Annotated in this window: 12 protein-coding genes, 1 tRNA gene and 6 pseudogenes; 4 read left to right on the top strand and 15 right to left on the bottom strand. The window is 61.2% G+C overall.

Annotated elements, in window-relative coordinates:
* Window positions 1-11 precede the first annotated feature (11 nt).
* Complete coding sequence (locus H9K75_RS04350; RefSeq protein WP_187724894.1) at window positions 12-857, top strand: hypothetical protein; 846 nt, start codon at window positions 12-14, stop codon at window positions 855-857.
* A 131-nt stretch (window positions 858-988) separates the two neighbouring features.
* Here H9K75_RS04350 and H9K75_RS04345 read toward each other — a convergent pair whose 3' ends face one another.
* The 7 genes and pseudogenes from H9K75_RS04345 to H9K75_RS04315 form a co-directional block, all read right to left on the bottom strand.
* Complete coding sequence (locus tag H9K75_RS04345; RefSeq protein ID WP_187724893.1) at window positions 989-1,822, bottom strand: aminoglycoside phosphotransferase family protein; 834 nt, start codon at window positions 1,820-1,822, stop codon at window positions 989-991.
* A 526-nt stretch (window positions 1,823-2,348) separates the two neighbouring features.
* Window positions 2,349-2,424: transfer RNA gene (locus tag H9K75_RS04340), tRNA-Thr, on the bottom strand.
* A gap of 34 nt (window positions 2,425-2,458) precedes the next feature.
* Window positions 2,459-3,465, bottom strand: a pseudogene (locus tag H9K75_RS04335) (class 1 fructose-bisphosphatase).
* A 58-nt stretch (window positions 3,466-3,523) separates the two neighbouring features.
* Window positions 3,524-6,246, bottom strand: a pseudogene (gene pepN / locus H9K75_RS04330) (aminopeptidase N).
* 384 nt (window positions 6,247-6,630) lie between these two features.
* Window positions 6,631-7,607 (bottom strand): annotated as a pseudogene (locus H9K75_RS04325) (YiiG family protein).
* Between the two features lie 222 nt (window positions 7,608-7,829).
* A pseudogene (gene prfB / locus H9K75_RS04320) lies at window positions 7,830-8,933 on the bottom strand (peptide chain release factor 2).
* Between the two features lie 136 nt (window positions 8,934-9,069).
* Window positions 9,070-9,995, bottom strand: a pseudogene (locus H9K75_RS04315) (alpha/beta fold hydrolase).
* Window positions 9,996-10,202: 207 nt separating this feature from the next.
* Here H9K75_RS04315 and ybaK point away from each other — a divergent pair.
* Window positions 10,203-10,702 (top strand): annotated as a pseudogene (ybaK, locus tag H9K75_RS04310) (Cys-tRNA(Pro) deacylase).
* Between the two features lie 48 nt (window positions 10,703-10,750).
* Window positions 10,751-11,389 (top strand): glycerol-3-phosphate 1-O-acyltransferase PlsY, encoded by a 639-nt coding sequence (gene plsY, locus H9K75_RS04305; protein WP_187724892.1) that lies wholly within the window; start codon window positions 10,751-10,753, stop codon window positions 11,387-11,389.
* Window positions 11,390-11,412: 23 nt separating this feature from the next.
* Here plsY and H9K75_RS04300 read toward each other — a convergent pair whose 3' ends face one another.
* The 3 genes from H9K75_RS04300 to H9K75_RS04290 all read right to left on the bottom strand — a co-directional run bounded on the left by H9K75_RS04300 (window position 11,413) and on the right by H9K75_RS04290 (window position 13,702).
* Window positions 11,413-12,417 carry an HD-GYP domain-containing protein gene (locus H9K75_RS04300; RefSeq protein WP_187724891.1) on the bottom strand — a complete coding sequence of 335 codons (1,005 nt, stop codon included), beginning with the start codon at window positions 12,415-12,417 and terminating at the stop codon, window positions 11,413-11,415.
* Window positions 12,418-12,541: 124 nt separating this feature from the next.
* Window positions 12,542-13,195 carry a retropepsin-like aspartic protease family protein gene (locus H9K75_RS04295; RefSeq protein WP_187724890.1) on the bottom strand — a complete coding sequence of 218 codons (654 nt, stop codon included), beginning with the start codon at window positions 13,193-13,195 and terminating at the stop codon, window positions 12,542-12,544.
* Between the two features lie 21 nt (window positions 13,196-13,216).
* Window positions 13,217-13,702: a YajQ family cyclic di-GMP-binding protein gene (locus H9K75_RS04290; protein ID WP_187724889.1), complete on the bottom strand. Its 486-nt coding sequence runs from the start codon at window positions 13,700-13,702 to the stop codon at window positions 13,217-13,219.
* Between the two features lie 66 nt (window positions 13,703-13,768).
* Here H9K75_RS04290 and murB point away from each other — a divergent pair, with 66 nt between their 5' ends.
* A complete protein-coding gene (murB, locus tag H9K75_RS04285; RefSeq protein WP_187724888.1) occupies window positions 13,769-14,842 on the top strand; it encodes a UDP-N-acetylmuramate dehydrogenase in 1,074 nt (357 codons plus the stop codon).
* On the opposite strand, the gene H9K75_RS04280 is transcribed toward murB, so the two are convergent.
* The 5 genes from H9K75_RS04280 to H9K75_RS25405 form a co-directional block, all read right to left on the bottom strand.
* The gene (locus H9K75_RS04280) at window positions 14,843-15,325 is read right to left on the bottom strand and encodes a hypothetical protein (RefSeq protein ID WP_187724887.1); all 483 of its coding nucleotides are present in this window, start codon (window positions 15,323-15,325) and stop codon (window positions 14,843-14,845) included.
* A 179-nt stretch (window positions 15,326-15,504) separates the two neighbouring features.
* Complete coding sequence (locus H9K75_RS04275) at window positions 15,505-16,479, bottom strand: Bug family tripartite tricarboxylate transporter substrate binding protein (RefSeq protein WP_187724886.1); 975 nt, start codon at window positions 16,477-16,479, stop codon at window positions 15,505-15,507.
* Window positions 16,480-16,742: 263 nt separating this feature from the next.
* Window positions 16,743-18,083, bottom strand: coding sequence for an argininosuccinate synthase (argG, locus tag H9K75_RS04270; protein WP_187724885.1), 1,341 nt, complete (start codon window positions 18,081-18,083; stop codon window positions 16,743-16,745).
* A gap of 79 nt (window positions 18,084-18,162) precedes the next feature.
* Complete coding sequence (gene ppnP, locus H9K75_RS04265) at window positions 18,163-18,480, bottom strand: pyrimidine/purine nucleoside phosphorylase (RefSeq protein ID WP_187724884.1); 318 nt, start codon at window positions 18,478-18,480, stop codon at window positions 18,163-18,165.
* Between the two features lie 50 nt (window positions 18,481-18,530).
* On the bottom strand, window positions 18,531-19,430 hold the full coding sequence (locus H9K75_RS25405; protein ID WP_404826408.1) for a glycine zipper 2TM domain-containing protein: 900 nt from the start codon (window positions 19,428-19,430) through the stop codon (window positions 18,531-18,533).
* Window positions 19,431-19,489: the final 59 nt, after the last annotated feature.

Genomic DNA, 19,489 nt, shown 5'->3' with positions numbered 1-19,489 from the left:
CAGGCCTATCTATGAAAAATATTCTCCGAATCGCAATTGCTGCTTCCATATGTCAGGTTTCCCTGCCGTCAATGGCGGCAGTGCCCCAATCAGGTCTATGGAGCTTTTCTGGCGAAAAACCTGGCGAGCCGGGGCGGGGTCTTCAGATCGAACGACAAAATGGCGATGTGATGGTGATTTCGTACTACGGATACCGCGCTGACGGGACTTCGAACTTTTATCTTGGCTCCGGAAAAGTCATGGACGGTAAAACACTGGAAACCAATCTCAATGAGTATAAAGGTGGAACTGTTTTGGGTGGGAAACAACGGACGGGGCAATTAGACAAAATTGTTGGGAGAATCAGGATCGACTTTGATACTGATGTTTCTGGTGTTGTATACCTTCCCGGCGAAGATCCTCAGGCCATCACAAAATATGTTTACGACGATCATCGCAGTAGATTGAATAATAATTTCAAAATTACCGCGTTCAATCTGAAAAACGCTGTCGATTTTTCTGAATCAATGGAATTTCAGATGAAGGTCGATGGTGATCGATTTTATATGAAAAACGGAGATGAAAAATCCTGGTGCGAGTACACCGGCAATTTGAAACCAAAGGGATCAAAATTTACTTCCATGGGTTTTCAGTCATGCGGGCCAAACACGACTTCAGCATATAAATACTATAAGGCTGAAGATATGGAGGTCGATGAGAAGGGAGTGTTGAGCATGAAATTCAAACAAAATCTTTTTGCAATCCCGGATGAGAAACTGGATATGTCTGACAGCTTCGCTGTTTTTGGGTTCTGCGTTCCTCAGACGGCGGATGATATACAGGCCGGGCGGTGTCTTTTGGATCGAAAAAAAGACTAGATACAGAAAGCGCGGCTTTTGATTTTTATGATGGCGGAATTTTAGGTCGAGCAGCATAGGCTGAGTTCGTCTACCTGACCAAGGGCAGTTCACTTCCACGAATATCTCTTGCGGCTCAATTGAGCAACTCCTCAAGCTAATGCCTGTCGAGCGAGATGCGCAACGGCCAATTCCCTGTTTGCGTGGGTGCGCAATCCGTCCTCCAAAAACCAAGCGGCAGACAAGGCCGCATGGGCCATAACCCATCTGAGCAAACGCTTACGCTCTAGCCCTGCAACATCGATAACTACCGCCAACTGCCGAGCAAAGCGCACTGGATCGGTGCAAGTTTTCAAGTCAGGATTGCACAGCAAATTAACGTAGTCGTAGTAACGCTCACCAGTGACGCGTTTGGGATCTATTACGAGCCATCCACGCTGATCGAAATCGAGGATATTGCTATGGTGCGCATCTCCGTGCAGGACGACCCGCTCGCGCTGATCAAGCAGTAGCTCATTTGCCACCATTGCGCATTCGGCCATAAGGCCGCCTTCCCGCTGGGCCATAGGTGCTAGCGATCTAAAAAAATCCTTCAGAGGCAGCAACTCTTTAGGTGGGTCCGAGGATCTGTTTGAATGCAGTCGGTGGAGGGTGCGGCAGATACAGGTGGTCGCTGCATCATCCTCCCCTTCTAAAGCCATGCGCAGCAGATGCTTGGAGCCCGTTGCACGCTCCATCAGTAGCGCTCCTGAATCTGGGTCGTATGCATATACGCGCGCCGCACCATTGCCACCCCACCATTGCAACACCTGCCCGCCGATGCGTTCATCAAGGTCTCGTGTAATTTTGATCATCGCCGGGAGGCCTTCCAAATTCCCGGTGAGGCTCACAGGCAGAAGATCGCTGGTAGGAGTGGCAAATGGCTTACCAGCGGCCTTTGCGCCCCAGCGCTGGAGGTAGACATTGAATAGGTTGAGGTCGGACATCCACCTGATTTCCATGGAAGTTCATGTGCATAAAAGGCAATCCTGGCGCCCAATCATGACCGACGCCAACGGACTACAGTCGATAGATGGGCCGTTTTTTCCGGCCAGCGCCATCCGCCGCCATCTGGCACGCCTCCTCGATGGTGTCGCTTGGTGCAATGGTTTCAGGAATATCCCGGACGGACCGTCACGGTGTAGCCACCTTCGGGCGCGGCCTCAAAGTGTGCTGGGTACTTCATATCATCTTGCTGGTCGTGAAGCATCAGGAATTCAAGCTAGATCCATTCGGGCCTGCTCTCCCATCTAGGTCCTAACTGCTTCAGGATTGCCAATCTGGTTGGCTCCTTCCAATCGAGCTGGAAGACGTCGATCAGTGGCTGCGAGTACGATCAACGAGGCGTCGGCGTTGCTCAAACTCGCGACGGTTGAGATATTCGAAGCGCGAACTGAAAAATGAAAAAGGGAGAAATTGCCCCAGCAATTTCTCCCCACTTTTCTCTGAGACCCGCATGAATACAGGCTAATTTGGTGCCGGAGACATGAATCGAACACGCGACCTTCTCATTACGAATGAGCTGCTCTACCGACTGAGCTACACCGGCGAAGACCAAGATTATATACCGGAAACCTGGGTGCTTATTTTTCCGTGTGGTAGCTGGTCACGCGTTCGACCTCGTTTCTGGAGCCGAGGATCACGCTGACGCGTTCGTGCAGTTGTGTGGGCTGGATGTCCAGAATGCGTTCCTTGCCGTTGGTGGCGAGGCCGCCTGCCTGTTCGACGAGCCAGCCCATGGGGTTGGCTTCGTACATCAGGCGCAGCTTGCCGGGTTTGTGGGGTTCGCGCTTGTCCCAGGGGTACATGAAGATGCCGCCGCGCATGAGGATGCGGTGCACGTCGGCGACCATGCTGGCGATCCAGCGCATGTTGAAATCCTTGCCGCGCGGGCCGTCCTTGCCGGCCAGGCATTCGTCGATGTAGCGCTTGACCGGGGTGTCCCAGTGGCGCATGTTGCTCATGTTGATCGCGAATTCCCTGGTGTCGTCGGGGATGCGGATGTTGTCGCGCACCAGTACGAAGGAGCCTTGTTCGCGGTCGAGCGTGAACATGGCGACGCCGTCGCCCACAGTCAGCACCAGCGTGGTCTGTGGGCCGTAGATGCAGTAGCCGGCTGCGACCTGTTGCGTGCCGGGTTGCAGAAAATCGTTGTCGTGCACGCCGGGGTGGCCATCGGGCTTTTTCAGGACGCTGAAGATGGTGCCGATGCTGACGTTCACGTCGATGTTGGAAGAGCCGTCGAGCGGGTCGAACAGCAGCAGGTATTCGCCCTGGGGATAGCGGTTGGGCACCACGTAGATGCCTTCCATTTCTTCCGACGCCATGGCCGCGAGGTGGCCGCCCATTCGTTGGCTTCGATGAGGGTTTCGTTGGCGATGATGTCGAGTTTCTTCTGGACCTCGCCCTGCACGTTTTCCGTGCCTGCGGTGCCCATCACGTCGCCGAGTTCGCCCTTGTTGACGGCGAAGCTGATGCGTTTGCAAGCGCGGGCGACCACTTCGAGCAGCAGGCGCAGTTGTGGCGGAATGAGGCCGTCAACGCGCTGCTGTTCGACCAGATAGCGCGTGAGGCTGGTGCGTTGTGTCATGTGCTGAATTCTCCTGAATACAAAATCGTGGGCGACCGACGTGCGTGCTGCCGTGTGCTCAATCGGCCAATGCGCGCGTGATGACTTCGCGCACGTCGCTGCTCAGGTCCGGCTTGGCGGCCACGCGTTCGATGGCTGCCCGTGCCTGCGAGCGGTAGGGTTCGGCGAGCTTGCGCCAGCGGTCCATGGCACGCGCCAGGCGCGAGGCGACCTGGGCGTTGAATGCGTCGAGTTCAAGCACGCGGTCGGCCCAGTAGGCGTAGCCCGCGCCGTCGGCACGATGGAACGCGCCCGGGTTGGCATTGCAGTAGCTGAAGATGACGCTGCGCGCGCGGTTGGGGTTCTTGATCTGGAAATCGGGCTGCTTCATCAGTGCATGCACTGCGGGCAGGATGTCGCCGTTGCGGTCGCTGGTGCCGGCCTGCAGGGCAAACCACTTGTCTACGACCAGGTCCTCGTCCTTGAAGAGTGCGTGGAACCTCTCGAGCGCGGGCTTGGCGAGTTCGTGGCCGCTGTTGACCAGGGCCGCGAGGGCGTTGAAGCGGTCGGTCATGTTGCCCGCATCCTTGAAACGCTGATAGGTCTTGCCGGGCCAGAGCGTGTCTGCGGATTTGCGCGCGGCAAGGCAGAGCATGTTGAGCGCGTGACCGGCCAGCGAACGGCGGCCTGCGGACAGGGCGTCGGGGCTGTAGGCGCCGGGTGTCTGGTGCTCCTCATAGGCCCAGATCCAGTCGGCGTGCAGGCTGCTCGCGAGCTCAGCGCGCATGGCCTCGCGCACGGCGTGGATGCGCTGCGGATCGACGTCGTCGAGGTGTTCGGCGATGTAGCTCTCGGACGGCAGCGTGAGCACCAGGTCCTTGAAGGCCGCATCGAGCGATGGATTGCGCAGCACCTCGCGCATGGCCTGCACGAAGTTTTCGGGCAGGATGGCTTGCTCGATCTCGCCGTCTGCGTTGGTGGTGAGCGAAGGATTGGCGATGGCCGCGAGCGCAATGCGCATGCCAAGGCGTTGACCGGCCTCCCAGCGATTGAATGCGTCGGTGTCGTGTGCCAGCAGGTTCAGCAGATCGGCATCGCTGAACTCGCATTCGAGAATCACCGGGGCGCTGAAGCCGCGCAGCAGCGACGGCACGGGCTGCGATGGCACGTTCACGAAGGTGATCGTCATGCTCGGCTCGGTGAGCACGACGGTGCCTTCGTTGCCGCTGGCTTCGGCGTCGCCTTGCTGTTGCAGCGCGAGGGCGCTTCCATCGGCACCGAGCAGACCGAGCGTCACGGGGATGACGAAAGCTTGCTTGACCGGCTGGCCCGGCGTGGCGGGGCAGCTCTGCGAGAGCGTCAGCGTGTAGGTGCGCGCGTCGGCGTCATAGACGCCCGATGCGTGCACGCGCGGTGTGCCGGCCTGGCTGTACCAGCGCTTGAACTGATCGAGATTCTGCGCGAGCGGGCTTTGCGGATTCGCATCGGCAATTGCCTGCACGAAATCGTCGCAGGTCACGGCGTGGCCGTCGTGGCGCTCGAAGTACAGCTTCATGCCTTCGGCGAAACCGTCGCGGCCCACCAGGTTGTGCTGCATGCGCACGACCTCCGAGCCTTTTTCGTAGATGGTGACGGTGTAGAAATTGTTGATTTCCACATAGCTGTCGGGCCGCACCGGGTGGGCCATCGGGCCTGCATCTTCGGGGAACTGCACGGTGCGCAGCACGCGCACGTCTTCGATGCGCTTGACGGCCCGCGCCGATGCAGCGCCCGCCATGTCCATGCTGAATTCCTGGTCGCGGAAGACGGTCAGACCTTCCTTGAGCGAGAGCTGGAACCAGTCGCGGCAGGTGACGCGGTCGCCGGTCCAGTTGTGGAAATACTCGTGGCCGACCACCGATTCGATGTTCGCGTAGTCCACGTCGGTGGCCGTGGCCTGGCTCGCCAGCACGTATTTGGTGTTGAAGATGTTCAGGCCCTTGTTCTCCATCGCACCCATGTTGAAGTCGCTGGTGGCGACGATCATGAAGCGGTCGAGATCGAGCGAGAGACCGAAGCGGGCCTCGTCCCAGGCGATGGACGCCATCAGCGAGTTCATCGCATGTTCGGTCTTTTCGAGGTCGCCGGGACGCACGTAGACCTGAAGCAGGTGGTTGTTGCCCGCGCGGCTCCTGATCTGCTGCTCGCGCGCGACGAGCTTGCCCGCGACGAGTGCGAACAGGTAGCTGGGCTTCCTGTGCGGATCGACCCACTTCGCAAAGTGGCGGCCATCTTCGAGGTCACCGCTGTCGACCAGGTTGCCGTTGGACAGCAGCACCGGATACTGCGACTTGCTTGCGCGCAGCGTGACGGTGTACATCGCCATCACGTCGGGACGGTCGAGGAAATAGGTGATGCGGCGAAAGCCCTCGGCCTCGCACTGCGTGAAGAACGTGTCGTTACTCACGTACAGGCCCGAGAGCTGCGTGTTCTTGGCGGGGCAGCAGGTGGTGAAGATTTCCAGATCGATGGGCGCGTCGCCTTCGGGCAGGTTCTCCAGCACGAGTTGCGAGCCTTCCATCTTGAACGAGGTGCCGCCGCCGTTGACCATCACGCGGGCGAGGTTCAGGTCTGCGCCGTCAAGACGCAGCGGCCCGGCTGGCACGTCCATGTTGCGGCGAATGCGCATCTTGTTGAGCACGCGCGTCTTGGCCGGGTCGAGATCGAAGCTGAGATCCACGGTGTCGATCCAGAACGCCGGGCGGCGTAGTCCTCTCGGCGGATTGCTGCGGCCGTTGGGCGGGCATCGCTGATGTCTGACATCATTGGAGTTACTCCGTATTGATTGGGGCACGCCTCGCGCACGGCGTCTGCTCGTTCGACGCAGCTACGCAATGCATGCCAAATTCGTGATTGATTGACTGACTGACCGATCCAAGTGCACAGGACTTGCTGCCCTTCGGCAATCGAACCAGCGGCAAAAAGCGGGGTTCAGGAGCAGCAGGTTTCACAGGCACAAACCTGCATTGTGCCTCTTTGAAGGGCACGCAACGGCAAGCAGGGTGTTTGGGAGGGGGTGAGCCGACGCGAATCGTCGGCCCGCGCGGATGGAGCCAGTGTCTTTCAACCGCTGTCCGCAGATGCTTGAACGGTATCGGCCAGCCCTGAGAGCCGGGTGATGGGCTCTCAGGGGACCAGCTCAAGGCTTCACTGGCGATTGCTGGTCTGTACCAGCGCGTTGTAGCGCTCGACCAGATACGGACGCGAACCTTCGCCCTGTGGCGAATCGCCTTGCGAATTGTCGCGCGCGGCGCGCAGGCGCTTCTTGGCCGCCACGCGGTAGCGCTCAATGTCGCTCTCCATCATGCTGTACATCATCGGCATCTTGGCGTCGGGCGTCTTGGCATAGGCGTTGAGCGCATCGGCCGTCTCTTCGAACGCCTTGACGTCGGCTTCGGCCTTGGCCAGATCCACCTTGTCCTCGCTGAGCGAGTTCACGGCCTTCTTGGCGGTGAACATCGTCATGCCCTGCCAGTAGGTGTATTTGCGACCCTCGGTCTTCTCGATCTCGGCGAGTTGCTTGAGCTGACGCTTGTCGTTCTCGGTCTCAAGCGCGTTGCTGAACTGCTGATTGGCGCTGTCGAAGGCCGCATAGTGCTTCACGATGTCGCCGTGCATGGCCTTTCCCTTGGCCATGGCGTCGTCCTTGAAGTTCTCGCGTTCGTAGTAGGTGTTGGCCTCCACCAGCGTCTTGCCCCATGCGTCGAGCGCGGCGGAGTAATTCTTCGCCGCCTGATCGAGTTCGGGCATGGCGGGCTGCGCATCAGCGGCGCTGAGCACGGGTTCGCGGCAATCCTCGATCGCCTTGTTGCTCACCGTGTAGGTGCCGTAGATGATGCGTTCCTTGCCGGTGGGCCGGTGTTCATGTCCTTGACCCACTGTTGGTAGCGGTTCATGGCCTGATGGGCGCGCGCGTAGCTGCCGTTGTAGCAATTGATGTAGGCGTTGAGCTTGGCCGAGGCCTTGGCGGCTGAATCGTCCGGAGTGGGCACTGGCGCTGTGGCTGGCGCGGATGCGGGCGCAGCGGTCTGGGCGCTCGGCGCAGGCGCTGCCGGGGCGGGCGCGGGGGCAGGGGCAGGAGCCGTCGGCTCCTTGTCACCACAGGCGGCCAGCGCCAGAGCCATGGTGGCCGCGCTGCACAGGCCGATGATGCGTGCGGAAAAAATACTGTCGAATCGCATTGGTGAATCCTCACTCCCATTTGGAAAAGAGGATCATACCTATTTGCCGTGTCCCGGTTTCACGCCGAAGGTCCGGCAAAAAGAAAGCCAGTCCACGCGGGTGGGACTGGCTTCATTTCCAGGCAGCGAGAGCTAGCGGCCCGGGCGACAGAGATCCTGCGCGGATCAGACGCCTTGCTTGAGCGAGGCCTCGATGAACACGTCGAGATCGCCATCGAGCACCTTTTGCGTGGCCGAGACTTCGACGTTGGTGCGCAGGTCCTTGATGCGGCTGTTGTCGAGCACGTAGGAGCGAATCTGATGACCCCAACCGACGTCGGTCTTGGTGTCTTCGAGCTTTTGCTGCTCTTCCATGCGCTTGCGCATTTCGTAGTCGTACAGTCGCGAGCGCAGACGTTGCCAGGCCACGTCGCGGTTGCTGTGCTGGCTGCGGCCGTCCTGACATTGCACGACGATGCCCGTCGGGATGTGCGTCAGGCGAACCGCCGAGTCGGTCTTGTTGATGTGCTGACCACCCGCGCCGGACGCGCGGTAAGTGTCCGTGCGCACGTCGGCCGGATTGATGTTGATCTCGATGGAGTCGTCAATTTCGGGGTAGACGAACAGCGACGCGAACGAGGTATGGCGGCCCCCGAGGAATCGAACGGCGACTTGCGCACGAGGCGGTGCACGCCGGTTTCGGTGCGCAGCAGGCCATAGGCGTATTCGCCCTCGATCTTGATCGTGGCGCTCTTGATGCCCGCGACGTCGCCCGGTGTTTCTTCTTCGATGCTCGCCTTGAAACCCTTGCGTTCCGCATATTTGAGGTATTGGCGCAACAGCATGCTCGCCCAGTCGCAGGCCTCGGTGCCGCCTGCGCCCGCCTGGATGTCGACAAAGCAGTTCAGCGGATCGGCTTCCTGGCTGAACATGCGGCGGAATTCGAGTTCCTCGATAAGCGGCTGGAGCTTGGCGGCCTCGCCCTCGATGGTCTCAAGGCCGGCCTCGTCGCCTTCGTCCTTGCTCATCTCGTACAGCTCGGTGTTGTCGGCCAGTTCGCCGGTGAGCTTTTCCAGCGTCAGCACGACGGAGTCGAGCGACTTCTTTTCCTTGCCGAGTTCCTGAGCCTTCTTGGGATCGTTCCAGACGTTGGGGTCTTCGAGCGATGCGTTTACCGTGCGCAGGCGTTCAAATTTTGCATCGTAGTCAAAGATACCTCCGAAGCTCTTGCGTCCGCACGGACAGGTCTTCGAGGGTGGTGCCAATCAGGTTGATGCGTTCTGCGTCCATTTTCGTATTCCTTGTGTTCTGTACTTTGTGGTCAACCCGGCATTTTCTCATGGATGGAAACCGTGCTTCGCCGCGCAGGTTTAGGACCTGCGGCGCGACCGGCAATGCAGGCCGGGGCGGAATGGAGCTGCGCTCTTCAGCGAAGAAATTCCTCGATCAACTGCGCGACGGCTTCGGGCTGATCATGGTGCAGCATGTGTCCGGCATTTATCACCTGCGCGGATCGGGCGTTGCGCACATGGCCAAGACGCTCGTGGAATTGGGCAAGCGAGTATTTGCCGCCCGACCATTTTTCGATGTGATTTTCCTCGGCCTCGATCGATAGCACCGGCGCGGTGATGGCCTCATACAGCGCCAGCATTTCGTCGGCCCTGAACAGCATTGGGGTGACGATCTTGTGCGCCGCCGCGCCAAGAACGTGCCAACGGCCATCGGCATCCGGCGCGGCCCAGTGCTGCGCAAGCCACCGTGCCTTGTCGGCGCTGATGCGCGGGTTGGTCTTCATGAGGCGCTGCGCCACGGCATCCCGGCTTTCGTAGGACTTGAGGTCCATGGCGCCGCGCTCGTATTCGCGCAGTTCGTCCATCCATTTGGCGTAGCGTGCGGGTGCCTGTTCGGGGCGACTCGGGCAAGGCCAAAGCCTTCCAGATTGACGAGTCGGCGAATGCGTTCAGGCCTTGCGCCCGCGTACATCATGCTCACGTTGCCGCCCATGCTGTGACCGACGAGATCGACCGGCGCGTTCGGCGAGAAATCGTCGATGAGGTGATCGAGGTCGGCCAGATAGTCGGCGAACACGTAGTGATCCTGCGCGAACGCGGGCATCGAATGCCCGAAACCGCGCCAGTCGGGAGCGATGATCAAACGCCCTTCGGCAAAGGCGCTGCTGAACGCATCGACCACGAATTGGTAGGACGCTCCCACGTCCATCCAGCCATGCACGAGGAAAAGCGGCGGCAGAGCGGGCTCGCGCGCTTGCGGGTCGCCCCAGACGCGGAGCTGGTAGCGCATGTTGCGCACGGACATCGAGAGCTGGCGGGCAGGGCGTTGTTCGGTGTACATGCTGCGCATTATGAGCAGGCACGGGTCTCGCCGAGATTTCGTCGTCTATGATTTCCGCGCAAAGACAGCCGCAAAAAAAACAGTGCAACCCATGCATCTGATTCCCGTCGCGCAAAGCGCTTTGAAGGTCACGCCCATGGCAAGCAAGGGCGTAGATCCACCATGCGCAAGGCCGTGGATTCGTGAAGGCCTGAAATAGAAACAGCCATGAGCAAGAAAGACAAGACTGCACACGTCAGCGAGACTCCGGCCACGCAATTGCTGCGCGCCCACCGCGTGGAATTCACCGAGCATCCCTACGAGTACGTCGAGCATGGCGGCACCGAGCAGAGTGCCAGGTGCCTTGGCATCGACGAACATCACGTCGTCAAGACGCTGGTGATGCAGGACCAGGACGCCAGGCCGCTGATCGTGCTGATGCACGGCGACCGCAAGGTGTCCACCAAGAATCTGGCCAGACAGATTGGGGCCAAGAGCATCGAGCCCTGCAAACCCGAGGTGGCCAACCGGCACAGTGGCTATCTCGTGGGCGGCACCTCGCCGTTCGGCACGAAGAAAACCATGCCGGTGTACATCGAGGAAAGCATTCTGGCCCTGCCACGCATCGCCATCAACGGGGACGGCGCGGTTTTCTCGTGCAACTCGATCCCGGGGTCTGCGTCGAGCTGCTGAATGCGCGGACGGTGCGGTGCGCGCTGGCAGAATAGCGGTCTGGTCAATTCAGAACTCATTCCAACTTCAGCCGACAGGACCCCGTGAGCGCCACCGTACTTTCCATCATCGTCACCATCGCGGCCTATCTCGTCGGCTCGCTGTCGTTTGCGGTCATCGTCAGCCGCGTGATGGGGCTCAACGATCCTCGCACCTATGGCAGCAAGAACCCCGGCGCGACCAACGTGCTGCGCTCGGGCAGCAAGCCTGCGGCGGTGCTGACGCTGCTGCTCGATGCCGTCAAGGGCTGGTTGCCGGTGGTGCTGGTGCGCTGGTTCGGCCCGCAATACGGACTCGAAGAGGGCACGGTTGCGGCCGTTGCGCTGGCGGCTTTTCTCGGGCATCTCTGGCCGGTGTTCTTCAAGTTCAAGGGCGGCAAGGGCGTGGCAACGGCCGCTGGCGTGCTGCTTGGCATCAGCGGCTGGCTTGGGCTTGCAACGCTCGCCACCTGGCTGATCATCGCGGTGTTCTTTCGCTACTCTTCGCTGGCATCCCTGGTGGCGGCGGTGTTCGCGCCGTTCTTCTACGTGCTGGGCGGCGGTCAGGCGTGGGTGATGGATGCGCGCATCGGTGTGGCCATCGCGATCATGTCGGGCCTGCTCATCTACCGCCACCGCGAAAACATTGGCCGCCTGCTGGCGGGCAAGGAGTCGAAGATCGGCGCAAGCAAAAAGGGCTCCTGAGCGTTTCTTCGCTGCGCATGGCCTCAGCGCGAGGGACGCAGGTGCTTTCCCGCTGCCATCAGGCCCATTCGTACCATGGTGTAGTGGTTGGTCCCCATGTTGACGGCGCTGAAGGGCAGGGCGGTGATCACGCGGCGCTTGCCGTGAATCGTGTAGTGCAGTTCGGGCTCCGGATACGATTCGCCCGCCGGATCGAGCAGGCTTGCGACGACCGGGAAGCTCGTGGATTCGCCACGCCGCAGCACGATGGCGGTATCGCCGTTGTCGAGCTTCACGTAGGTTCCGGGCGGGCACAGGCCGATGGTGCGCACGAGGACAAATCCCGCCTCATCGCTTCGCGACACGTTCTTGCCGAGCAGCGCGCGCATCGACTCGGTCGGCGTTCTCCCAGCGCGCGACTTGCGCGGGCTGATGAAGGCCGTGAAACGATCCACCGATGCCAGCAGATGGGTCAGGCGCTCCTCGGGAGTGAGGTTCTTGAGCGGCTCCTTCGCGCGATCACGCCTGGGCGTGTGGTGCTGGGCCACCGAGCCCAGCCAGAGACCGTCTTCCACACCCGCATGTTCGAGCAGCTCCATGCCGCGCTCGGCGTGGCGATTGATCGCTTCCTGATGCTGGGCGGTGATGGGTTCGGAGCGCTCGGCCAGCTCGTCCTGGAGCTGGGTCATGGCGATGTTCATGGTGAAGGCGGCGCGCACCAGGCTGTCGCGTTCGTTGCGGGGAAGGGCGAACTCCCGCGAAAGAATGTGGCACAGCGCCGCGCAGACCAGCGCATGCGAGGCGCTGTAGCTGGTGCCGTTGGACGATGCGAGCTGAAAGACCAGATACAGCGACGCGTCGAGATCCTGCGCCACCAGCTCCTGTAGCCACTGATCGCATTGGCGCACCTTGGCGGGAAAATCCGCCGTCTTCTCGGGATGGTGCAGCAGGAATGCCAGTGCCGCCTGCATGTCTCCCCATTGAGCCAGCAGGGCTTCGTACTCGTTGGCCGACGCCGAATCCCCATTGTTTGCGGCAGTTGCACTCATTCGACGCTTCTTTTTTGTGATCAAACCCCGGCTCAGCGTCCCGGCAGGACCGGGCGGTGAATTCGATCCATTCTCGCATCGCTTCGGCGAGCGCGATATAAGCAGTGCTACCAAGTTTTGGAGACTACCGCTTCTCCAGCACCATCTCGTCGTGGGTGCGCGTCATCTGGAATGCGTTCAGAAAACTGTTACCCAGCAGGATGTAGGGCATGGGCTGTGGCAGCACGACGGCGTCCACATTGCGCAATTCGATATCACCGGCGCGCACGCTCTCCAGGCGTACCCGCTGCGCCTGGACGTTGCCATTGCCGGTGCCGATCATCACGGGCTGCGCGTCCTTCATGCTCAGGCCGATGCGCTGGGCGTCCGATTGACTGAGCGCGACCAGCGTCGCTCCGGTATCGATCATGTACTGCACGGTCTTGCCGTTGATGAAGCCCGCGTTCACGAAATGGCCGCGCGCGTCGGCTCGCAGAACGAGGCGCTGCCGACCACCTGCGCCCTGAGCGCTGACATGCACGGGCGTATCTCCAAGGCGCAGCGTGTGGCGCGTGCCTTCGGACTCGACGACCGCGTTGTCGCCGCCGACCGATACCACCTTGATGCCAGACACGGATTCACCCGTGCCAAGCGTGCGCGGCGATCTTCCGTCGATCACGAGCAGCGCCTTGTTGCCCAGAATTCCGACCAGCGCCGCCTGTTGCGCCTGCGCGTGTGCGCACGCCAGCGCCAGCAGCAGGGCGGGGATCGCGGCGCGGGCGAGTGTGGTCAGGCGCATGAGCGGGCGGAGGTGGGGAAATCAGTCGCGGAAGTTGTCAAACGACAGCGGCAGATCGGCGATGTCCTTGCGGATCAGCGCCATCGCGGCCTGCAGGTCATCGCGCTTGGCACCGGTCACGCGCACCTTTTCTTCCTGAATCGCGGCCTGCAGCTTGAGCTTGCTTTCCTTGAGGGCCTTCTGGATCTTCTTGGCGTTCTCGGCGTCGATGCCGTTGCGCACCTTGACGACCTGCTTGAGCTTGTCGCCGCCGATCTTCTGCGCCTTGCCGACATCGAGAAAGCGCACGTCCACGTTGCGCTTGGTGAGCTTGTTGCGCAGGATGTCCTCGACCTGCTGGAGCTGGAATTCGGCATCACCGAACATGGTGATTTCCATGTCCTTGAGTTCGACTCCGGCGGATGTGCCCTTGAAATCGAAACGCGTGCCGATTTCCTTGGCGGTGTTTTCGATGGCGTTTTTCACTTCGACGAAATTGGCTTCGAGGACGGTATCAAAAGAAGGCATGGCTTTACTCTCGGAATCTACATACAAACCCGATGACGTTTTCGCCCGGGTGCGACAATTGGGTCGATGTTAGTCGAGAACAACGTTCCTCTCCAGCAATACAACACCTTTGGCATTGTCGCCAAGGCGCATACGCTCGTGCGCGTGCGCTCGGTTCAGGATGTGCACGACCTGCTCGCCGATCCGGCGCTGGCCGGGCAACCGGTGTTCGTGCTGGGCGGGGGCAGCAATATCGTGATCACCGGCGACGTGAAGCCGGTGGTGCTCAAAATGGAAATCAAGGGGCTCAGGCTGGTCGAGGAGACCGACAGGGCCTGGATCGTCGAGGCCGGCGCAGGCGAGGTCTGGCACGAAGCCGTGGCCTGGACCATCGCGCAGGGCTATCCCGGCTTGGAAAACCTGGCGCTGATCCCCGGCACGGTCGGCGCTGCGCCCGTGCAGAACATCGGCGCCTACGGGGTCGAGCTGCAAGACCGGTTTGATTCGCTTGATGCGGTCGATCTGGCGACCGACAAGCCCTTTTCGCTGAATGCGGCCCAGTGCGCGTTCAGCTACCGCGATTCGATCTTCAAGCATGCGCCCTCGGCAGCGGGCGAATACAGCGACCTGCCGCGCGGCATGGGCCTCGCAGGCCGGGCGGTGATCACGCATGTGCGCTTTCGCCTGCCCAAGCTGTGGACGCCCGATCTCGGCTACGCGGACATCGAGCGCAAGATTGCCGAGACCGGCGTCACCGAACCGACGGCGCAGCAGATCTTTGACTGGGTCTGCGAAATCCGTAGCGCCAAGTTGCCCGATCCGGCCGTGATCGGCAACGCGGGGAGCTTCTTCAAGAATCCGACGGTCACCGAGTACCAGTGCACCGACATCATCGCGCGCGAACCCCGCATCGTTCATTACCCCATGCCCGACGGCACGATCAAGCTCGCTGCGGGCTGGCTGATCGATGCCTGCGGCTGGAAGGGCAAGACCATTGGGAAGGCCGGGGTCTACGAGAAACAGGCGCTGGTGCTGGTCAATCGCGGCCATGGCGAGGACAGCGTGACGGGCGGCGAGGTGATGACGCTGGCCCGGGCGATACAGACCAGCGTATACGAGCGCTTTGGCATCCGGCTGGAGCCGGAGCCGGTCGTCGTCTGATTACTGCGCGGCAGCGCCGAGACGCCAGAACGATGCGCGGAACAGCAGGCTCTGGATCTTGTTCGGAGCCTTTTCCTCGACACCGATTTCAATCGGCACGAAGGCCTTCTGGCAGTCGAGCAGATAGGCCGAGCCGTCGGGAGCCGGGCTGTTGATGCGGCCTGCGAGCTTGCATGAACCGACGGCGGTGCGCAGTTGCTTCATGGCTTGCTGGACCTGCTCGGGCGTGGCCTGCTTGTTGAATTCGGCCGAGAACATGTCGGCGGTCAGCGCCGAGCCCACGCCTTCGAATGCATCGACGATGGCCTTGGCGCGCTTGTCGAGCGCCTTTTGCACGGCTTCGCTCGGGCCGGATGGCGCGGCGGTTGCGGCTGCGGCTGCGGGCTTGTTGGCGCTGCTGCTGTCATCTGCCGCGAAAACGCTGGAGGCGGCGCTGGCGGCCAGAAGTGCTGCAGCGAGAACGGTAGGGATGCGATGCTTCACGAATATTCCTGACATTTCTGAATGAGAGTGCCGCTACTGTAGCGCCCCGCGCTCACGGTATGGTCTTGGACGCGGTTGCAACCGCCATGAATCTGGAAACCAAAAGACCCGCCGCCAAGGGTGGCGCGGGCCTTTGGTCACATTTGAGTGGCAAATGGGGTTGCCGGAGTGATCGGCGTTCAGTCGGCGGTTGCGCCGGAAGCCTTGACGGCCTCGCCCCACTTCTTGATGTCGGAGTCGATGAGCTTGGCGAAGTCCGCCGTGCTCATGCCGTAGGCTTCTGCGCCCAGTTCGGAAATCTTCTGCTTGACGTTGTCCTGCTTGAGGATTTCCTGCACATAGCCGTTCATGCGCTCGGCCAGTTCCTTGGGCATGCCCTTGGAGCCGATCATGCCGTACCAGGGTTCCACGTCGAAGTTGGTGAAGCCGAGTTCATGCAGGCTCTTGACGCCCGGAAACTTGGGCGAAGGATTCTTGCTGGTGATGGCCAATGCCCTGATCTTGCCGGCATCGATCTGCGGCTTGAGCGGCACCGGATTGTCGATGGCGTACTGCACCTCGTTGGACATCACCGCCAGGACCAGCGGAGCCGAGCCCTTGTAGGGGATGTGCGGCGACTTCACCTTGGCCTGCATCTGGAACATTTCCACGATCATGTGCTGCGGCGAGCCTGCACCGGCGGAGCCGAAATTCACCTTGTCGGCCTTGATTTCCTTCATCAGGTCGTCCATCGAGTTGATACCCGACTTGGCGCTGGTCACCAGCAGGAACGGTGCCTTGGCGAGCGTGGTGATGGGCGTCAGATCCTTGCGCGGATCGTAGGGAACGCTCTTGTACAGCGTGGGCGAAATCACCACCGGGCTGCTCGATCCCACGAGGAAGGTGCCGCCATCGGGCTTGGCACGGCTCACGAAGGCCGTAGCAATGTTGCCATTGGCGCCGGCCTTGCTGTCCACGATGACGTTGGCGTCGATGCGCTTTTCCAGTTCCACAGCGATGATGCGCGCCAGCATGTCGCTGGTGCCGCCGGGAGAGTAGGGCTGCACCAGAGTGATCGTCTTGACGGGCCAGGCGTCCTTGGCTTGCGCCAGGATGGGAGCACCCATGGCAATGGAGACGGCTGCGGTGGCGAGCAAAGCATTTCTGCGAAGCATGAAGGTCCTTGGTGACTTGGCTCACGCGTGCGGAGTGTGCGTGGGCCGGTAGCAAAACAACGGGCCGTTGAGCGGATCGCGTCAAGGGCCCACGAAGGTCGAATCAATGAAACCGATTTTTCGATTGGTGACTCTGCAACCCGTGAATTGTGCGTGAGGGCGACAATCCTGGGCTTAGGTATGTCAATACGTGGCGAAGGGCTAAAAGCGTTGCCGGAACCAGGGCCTGATTCAAAAAATGTAGCTTGAAACAGGCCCTGGAATTACTTCTTGCTGCCGTCGTTGAGTTCCGCGAGTGCCGCGCCGCCGCCAAGCGACAGCAGACCGGCCTCGGCATACACGCGCAGCTTGTCGCGCGTGTCCACGATGTCGAGGTTGCGCATGGTGAGTTGGCCAATGCGGTCTGCCTGGCTGAACGGCGCATCTTCCACCTTTTCCATCGACAGGCGCTCCGGCGCGTAGGTCAGGTTGGGCGACTCGGTGTTGAGCAGCGAATAGTCATTGCCACGGCGCAGTTCGAGCGTCACGGTGCCGGTGACGGCACGCGCGATCCAGCGCTGTGCGGATTCGCGCAGCATGATGGCCTGCGGGTCAAACCAGCGGCCCTGGTACAGCAGGCGACCGAGCTTCAGTCCGTTGATGCGGTACTGCTCGATTGTGTCTTCATTGTGGATGCCGGTCACGAGGCGCTCATAGGCCGCGTGCAGCAGCGCCATGCCGGGCGCTTCGTAGATGCCGCGGCTCTTGGCTTCGATGATGCGGTTTTCGATCTGGTCACTCATGCCGAGGCCGTGGCGGCCACCGATGGTGTTGGCTTCCAGAAACAGCGCGACCGGGTCTTCGATGCGCTTACCGTTGAGCGCGACCGGACGCCCTTCTTCAAAGGTGACAGAAACCTCTTCGGCCTTGACTTCGACCTCGGGCTTCCAGAAAGCCACGCCCATGATCGGGTTGACGATGCGGATGCCGCTGTTCAGGAACTCCAGATCCTTGGCCTCGTGGGTGGCGCCGAGCATGTTGGAATCGGTCGAATAGGCCTTTTCCGCCGACATCTTGTAGCCGAAACCTTCCTTGGTCATGAAGGCCGACATTTCGGCGCGACCGCCAAGCTCGTCGATGAACTGTTGATCCAGCCAGGGCTTGTAGATCTTGAGCGACGGATTGGTGAGCAGGCCGTAGCGATAGAAGCGCTCGATGTCGTTGCCCTTGAAGGTCGAGCCGTCACCCCAGATGTTGACGTCGTCCTGCTTCATCGCGGCCACCAGCATGGTGCCGGTCACGGCGCGGCCCAGCGGCGTGGTGTTGAAATAGGTGACGCCGCCGGTGGAGATGTGGAACGCGCCGGCCTGGATGGCGGCGATGCCTTCGTTAGCGAGTTGCGTGCGGCAGTCGATCAGGCGCGCTTTCTCGGCACCGTATTCCATCGCCTTGCGCGGGATCGCGTCGTAGTCGGCTTCATCGGGCTGGCCCAGGTTGGCGGTGTAGGCATAGGGCACGGCGCCCTTGTTCTTCATCCAGCGCAACGCGGCGGACGTGTCCAAGCCGCCGGAGAAAGCGATGCCGACCTTTTGGCCGACGGGAAGGTTTTGCAGAATGTTTGCCATGGAGAGAATGATCCGTAGGAGGTTGGGCGACGACGCTCGCGATTGCAGTGTCTGGCAGCTTTGGCAGCTTTGGCGGCGATCAGGCGTAGTGGCAGATGTAGTGGTATGCCTCGGTCACCCGGATGTCGAAGCTGGAGTTGGCCGGCACGCTGAACTTCTCGCCGGGGCCGGACTTCAGCCACTGGTCCGTGCCGTCGAGGCGGTATTCGCACGAGCCGCCCACGCATTCCATGATTTCTGCGGCGGCCGTGCCGAAGGTGAGTTCGGCCGGCAGCACGACGCCCACGGACTTCTTCGTACCGTCGGGGTAGGTGAAACCGTGGCTCACGCATTTGCCGTCGAAGTACACATTGGCCTTGGTCGTAATGGAAACGCCGTCAATCTTTTGGGTGGTCATGGAGGTGCGCTGAAATTCGTTGGAGGAGGGAATCGGTCAAGCCCTCGATTCTAGGCTCCTCGACGAGGCTCCGGGTTCGCGCGGCATGTGCCAAAGCACGGAGGCAAAGAAAAAGGAGCTGCTGGAGCTCCTTTGCCGTGTAGAACGAGGAGGGTGGCGTCAGGGACGATAGGGCTCGTTGCGCGAGTTGCGGTATTCGATATTTCCATCGGTGACGGGCGCGCTGTAGGTGCCGCTCGGGCTCGAGACCACGGTGCCGGGCTGCGGATAGCTGCTGCCGCCCTGGTAGCCGTTGTTCTGGTATCCACCGTTGTCGTAGTAGCGATTGTCGTAGGCAGCGCCCTGTGGCTCGTCATAGCGGTTGTCTCCGTAGTAGCCTTGGGGCTGCTGCGGTTGCTGCGGTTGCTGCGGGTACTGGTCGTAGGGCTGCTGCGCGTAGGGGCGACCATAAGGGTCATAGGCACCGTATCCGCCCTGAGAGGCCGGTTGGACCGACAGCGGAATCCATTGACCGGGGCGTAGTCCGTGCGCGTGGTGTAGCGGCGGCCCGCATATTCGTAGGTCACGTCATAGCCGACCGTGCGATTTTCGTAGTAGGTCTGCGTGCCGCAGCGCTGAACCGGGTAGTAGCCCGGAGGGCCGGCCTCGACCTGATTGCCGACGATGGAGCCGCCCATTGCGCCAATGGCGGTGGCTGCGGCGCGGCCCGAGCCGCCACCGATGGCGCTACCCGCCAGGCCGCCGACGATGGCACCGAGCAGCGCGCCGCCGCCCGTGGGCTGGCGACGCGAATAGACGTAGTCGCTGCCGCAGACCTGCTGCGGAATCGCGACCTGCTGGATCACCGGCGTGGCCGCCAGCACACGTCCCTGCTCCTGCTGGGCGAACGCAGGCACCGCGGCGCTGGCCGATGCGGTGATCACGGTGAGGGCAACAAACTTGTTCATCATGAGGTGGAAACTCCTTGCTGCTCGCATAACGCGCCAGCCTTACAAAAAGTTTAGGCGCC

The sequence above is a fragment of the Diaphorobacter aerolatus genome, assembly GCF_014489535.1.
In the GTDB taxonomy this organism is placed as follows: Bacteria; Pseudomonadota; Gammaproteobacteria; order Burkholderiales; family Burkholderiaceae_C; genus Diaphorobacter_A; species Diaphorobacter_A aerolatus.
The sequence above is the reverse complement of the archived record's forward strand: the minus strand, read 5'-3'. Positions and strand labels throughout refer to the sequence as shown.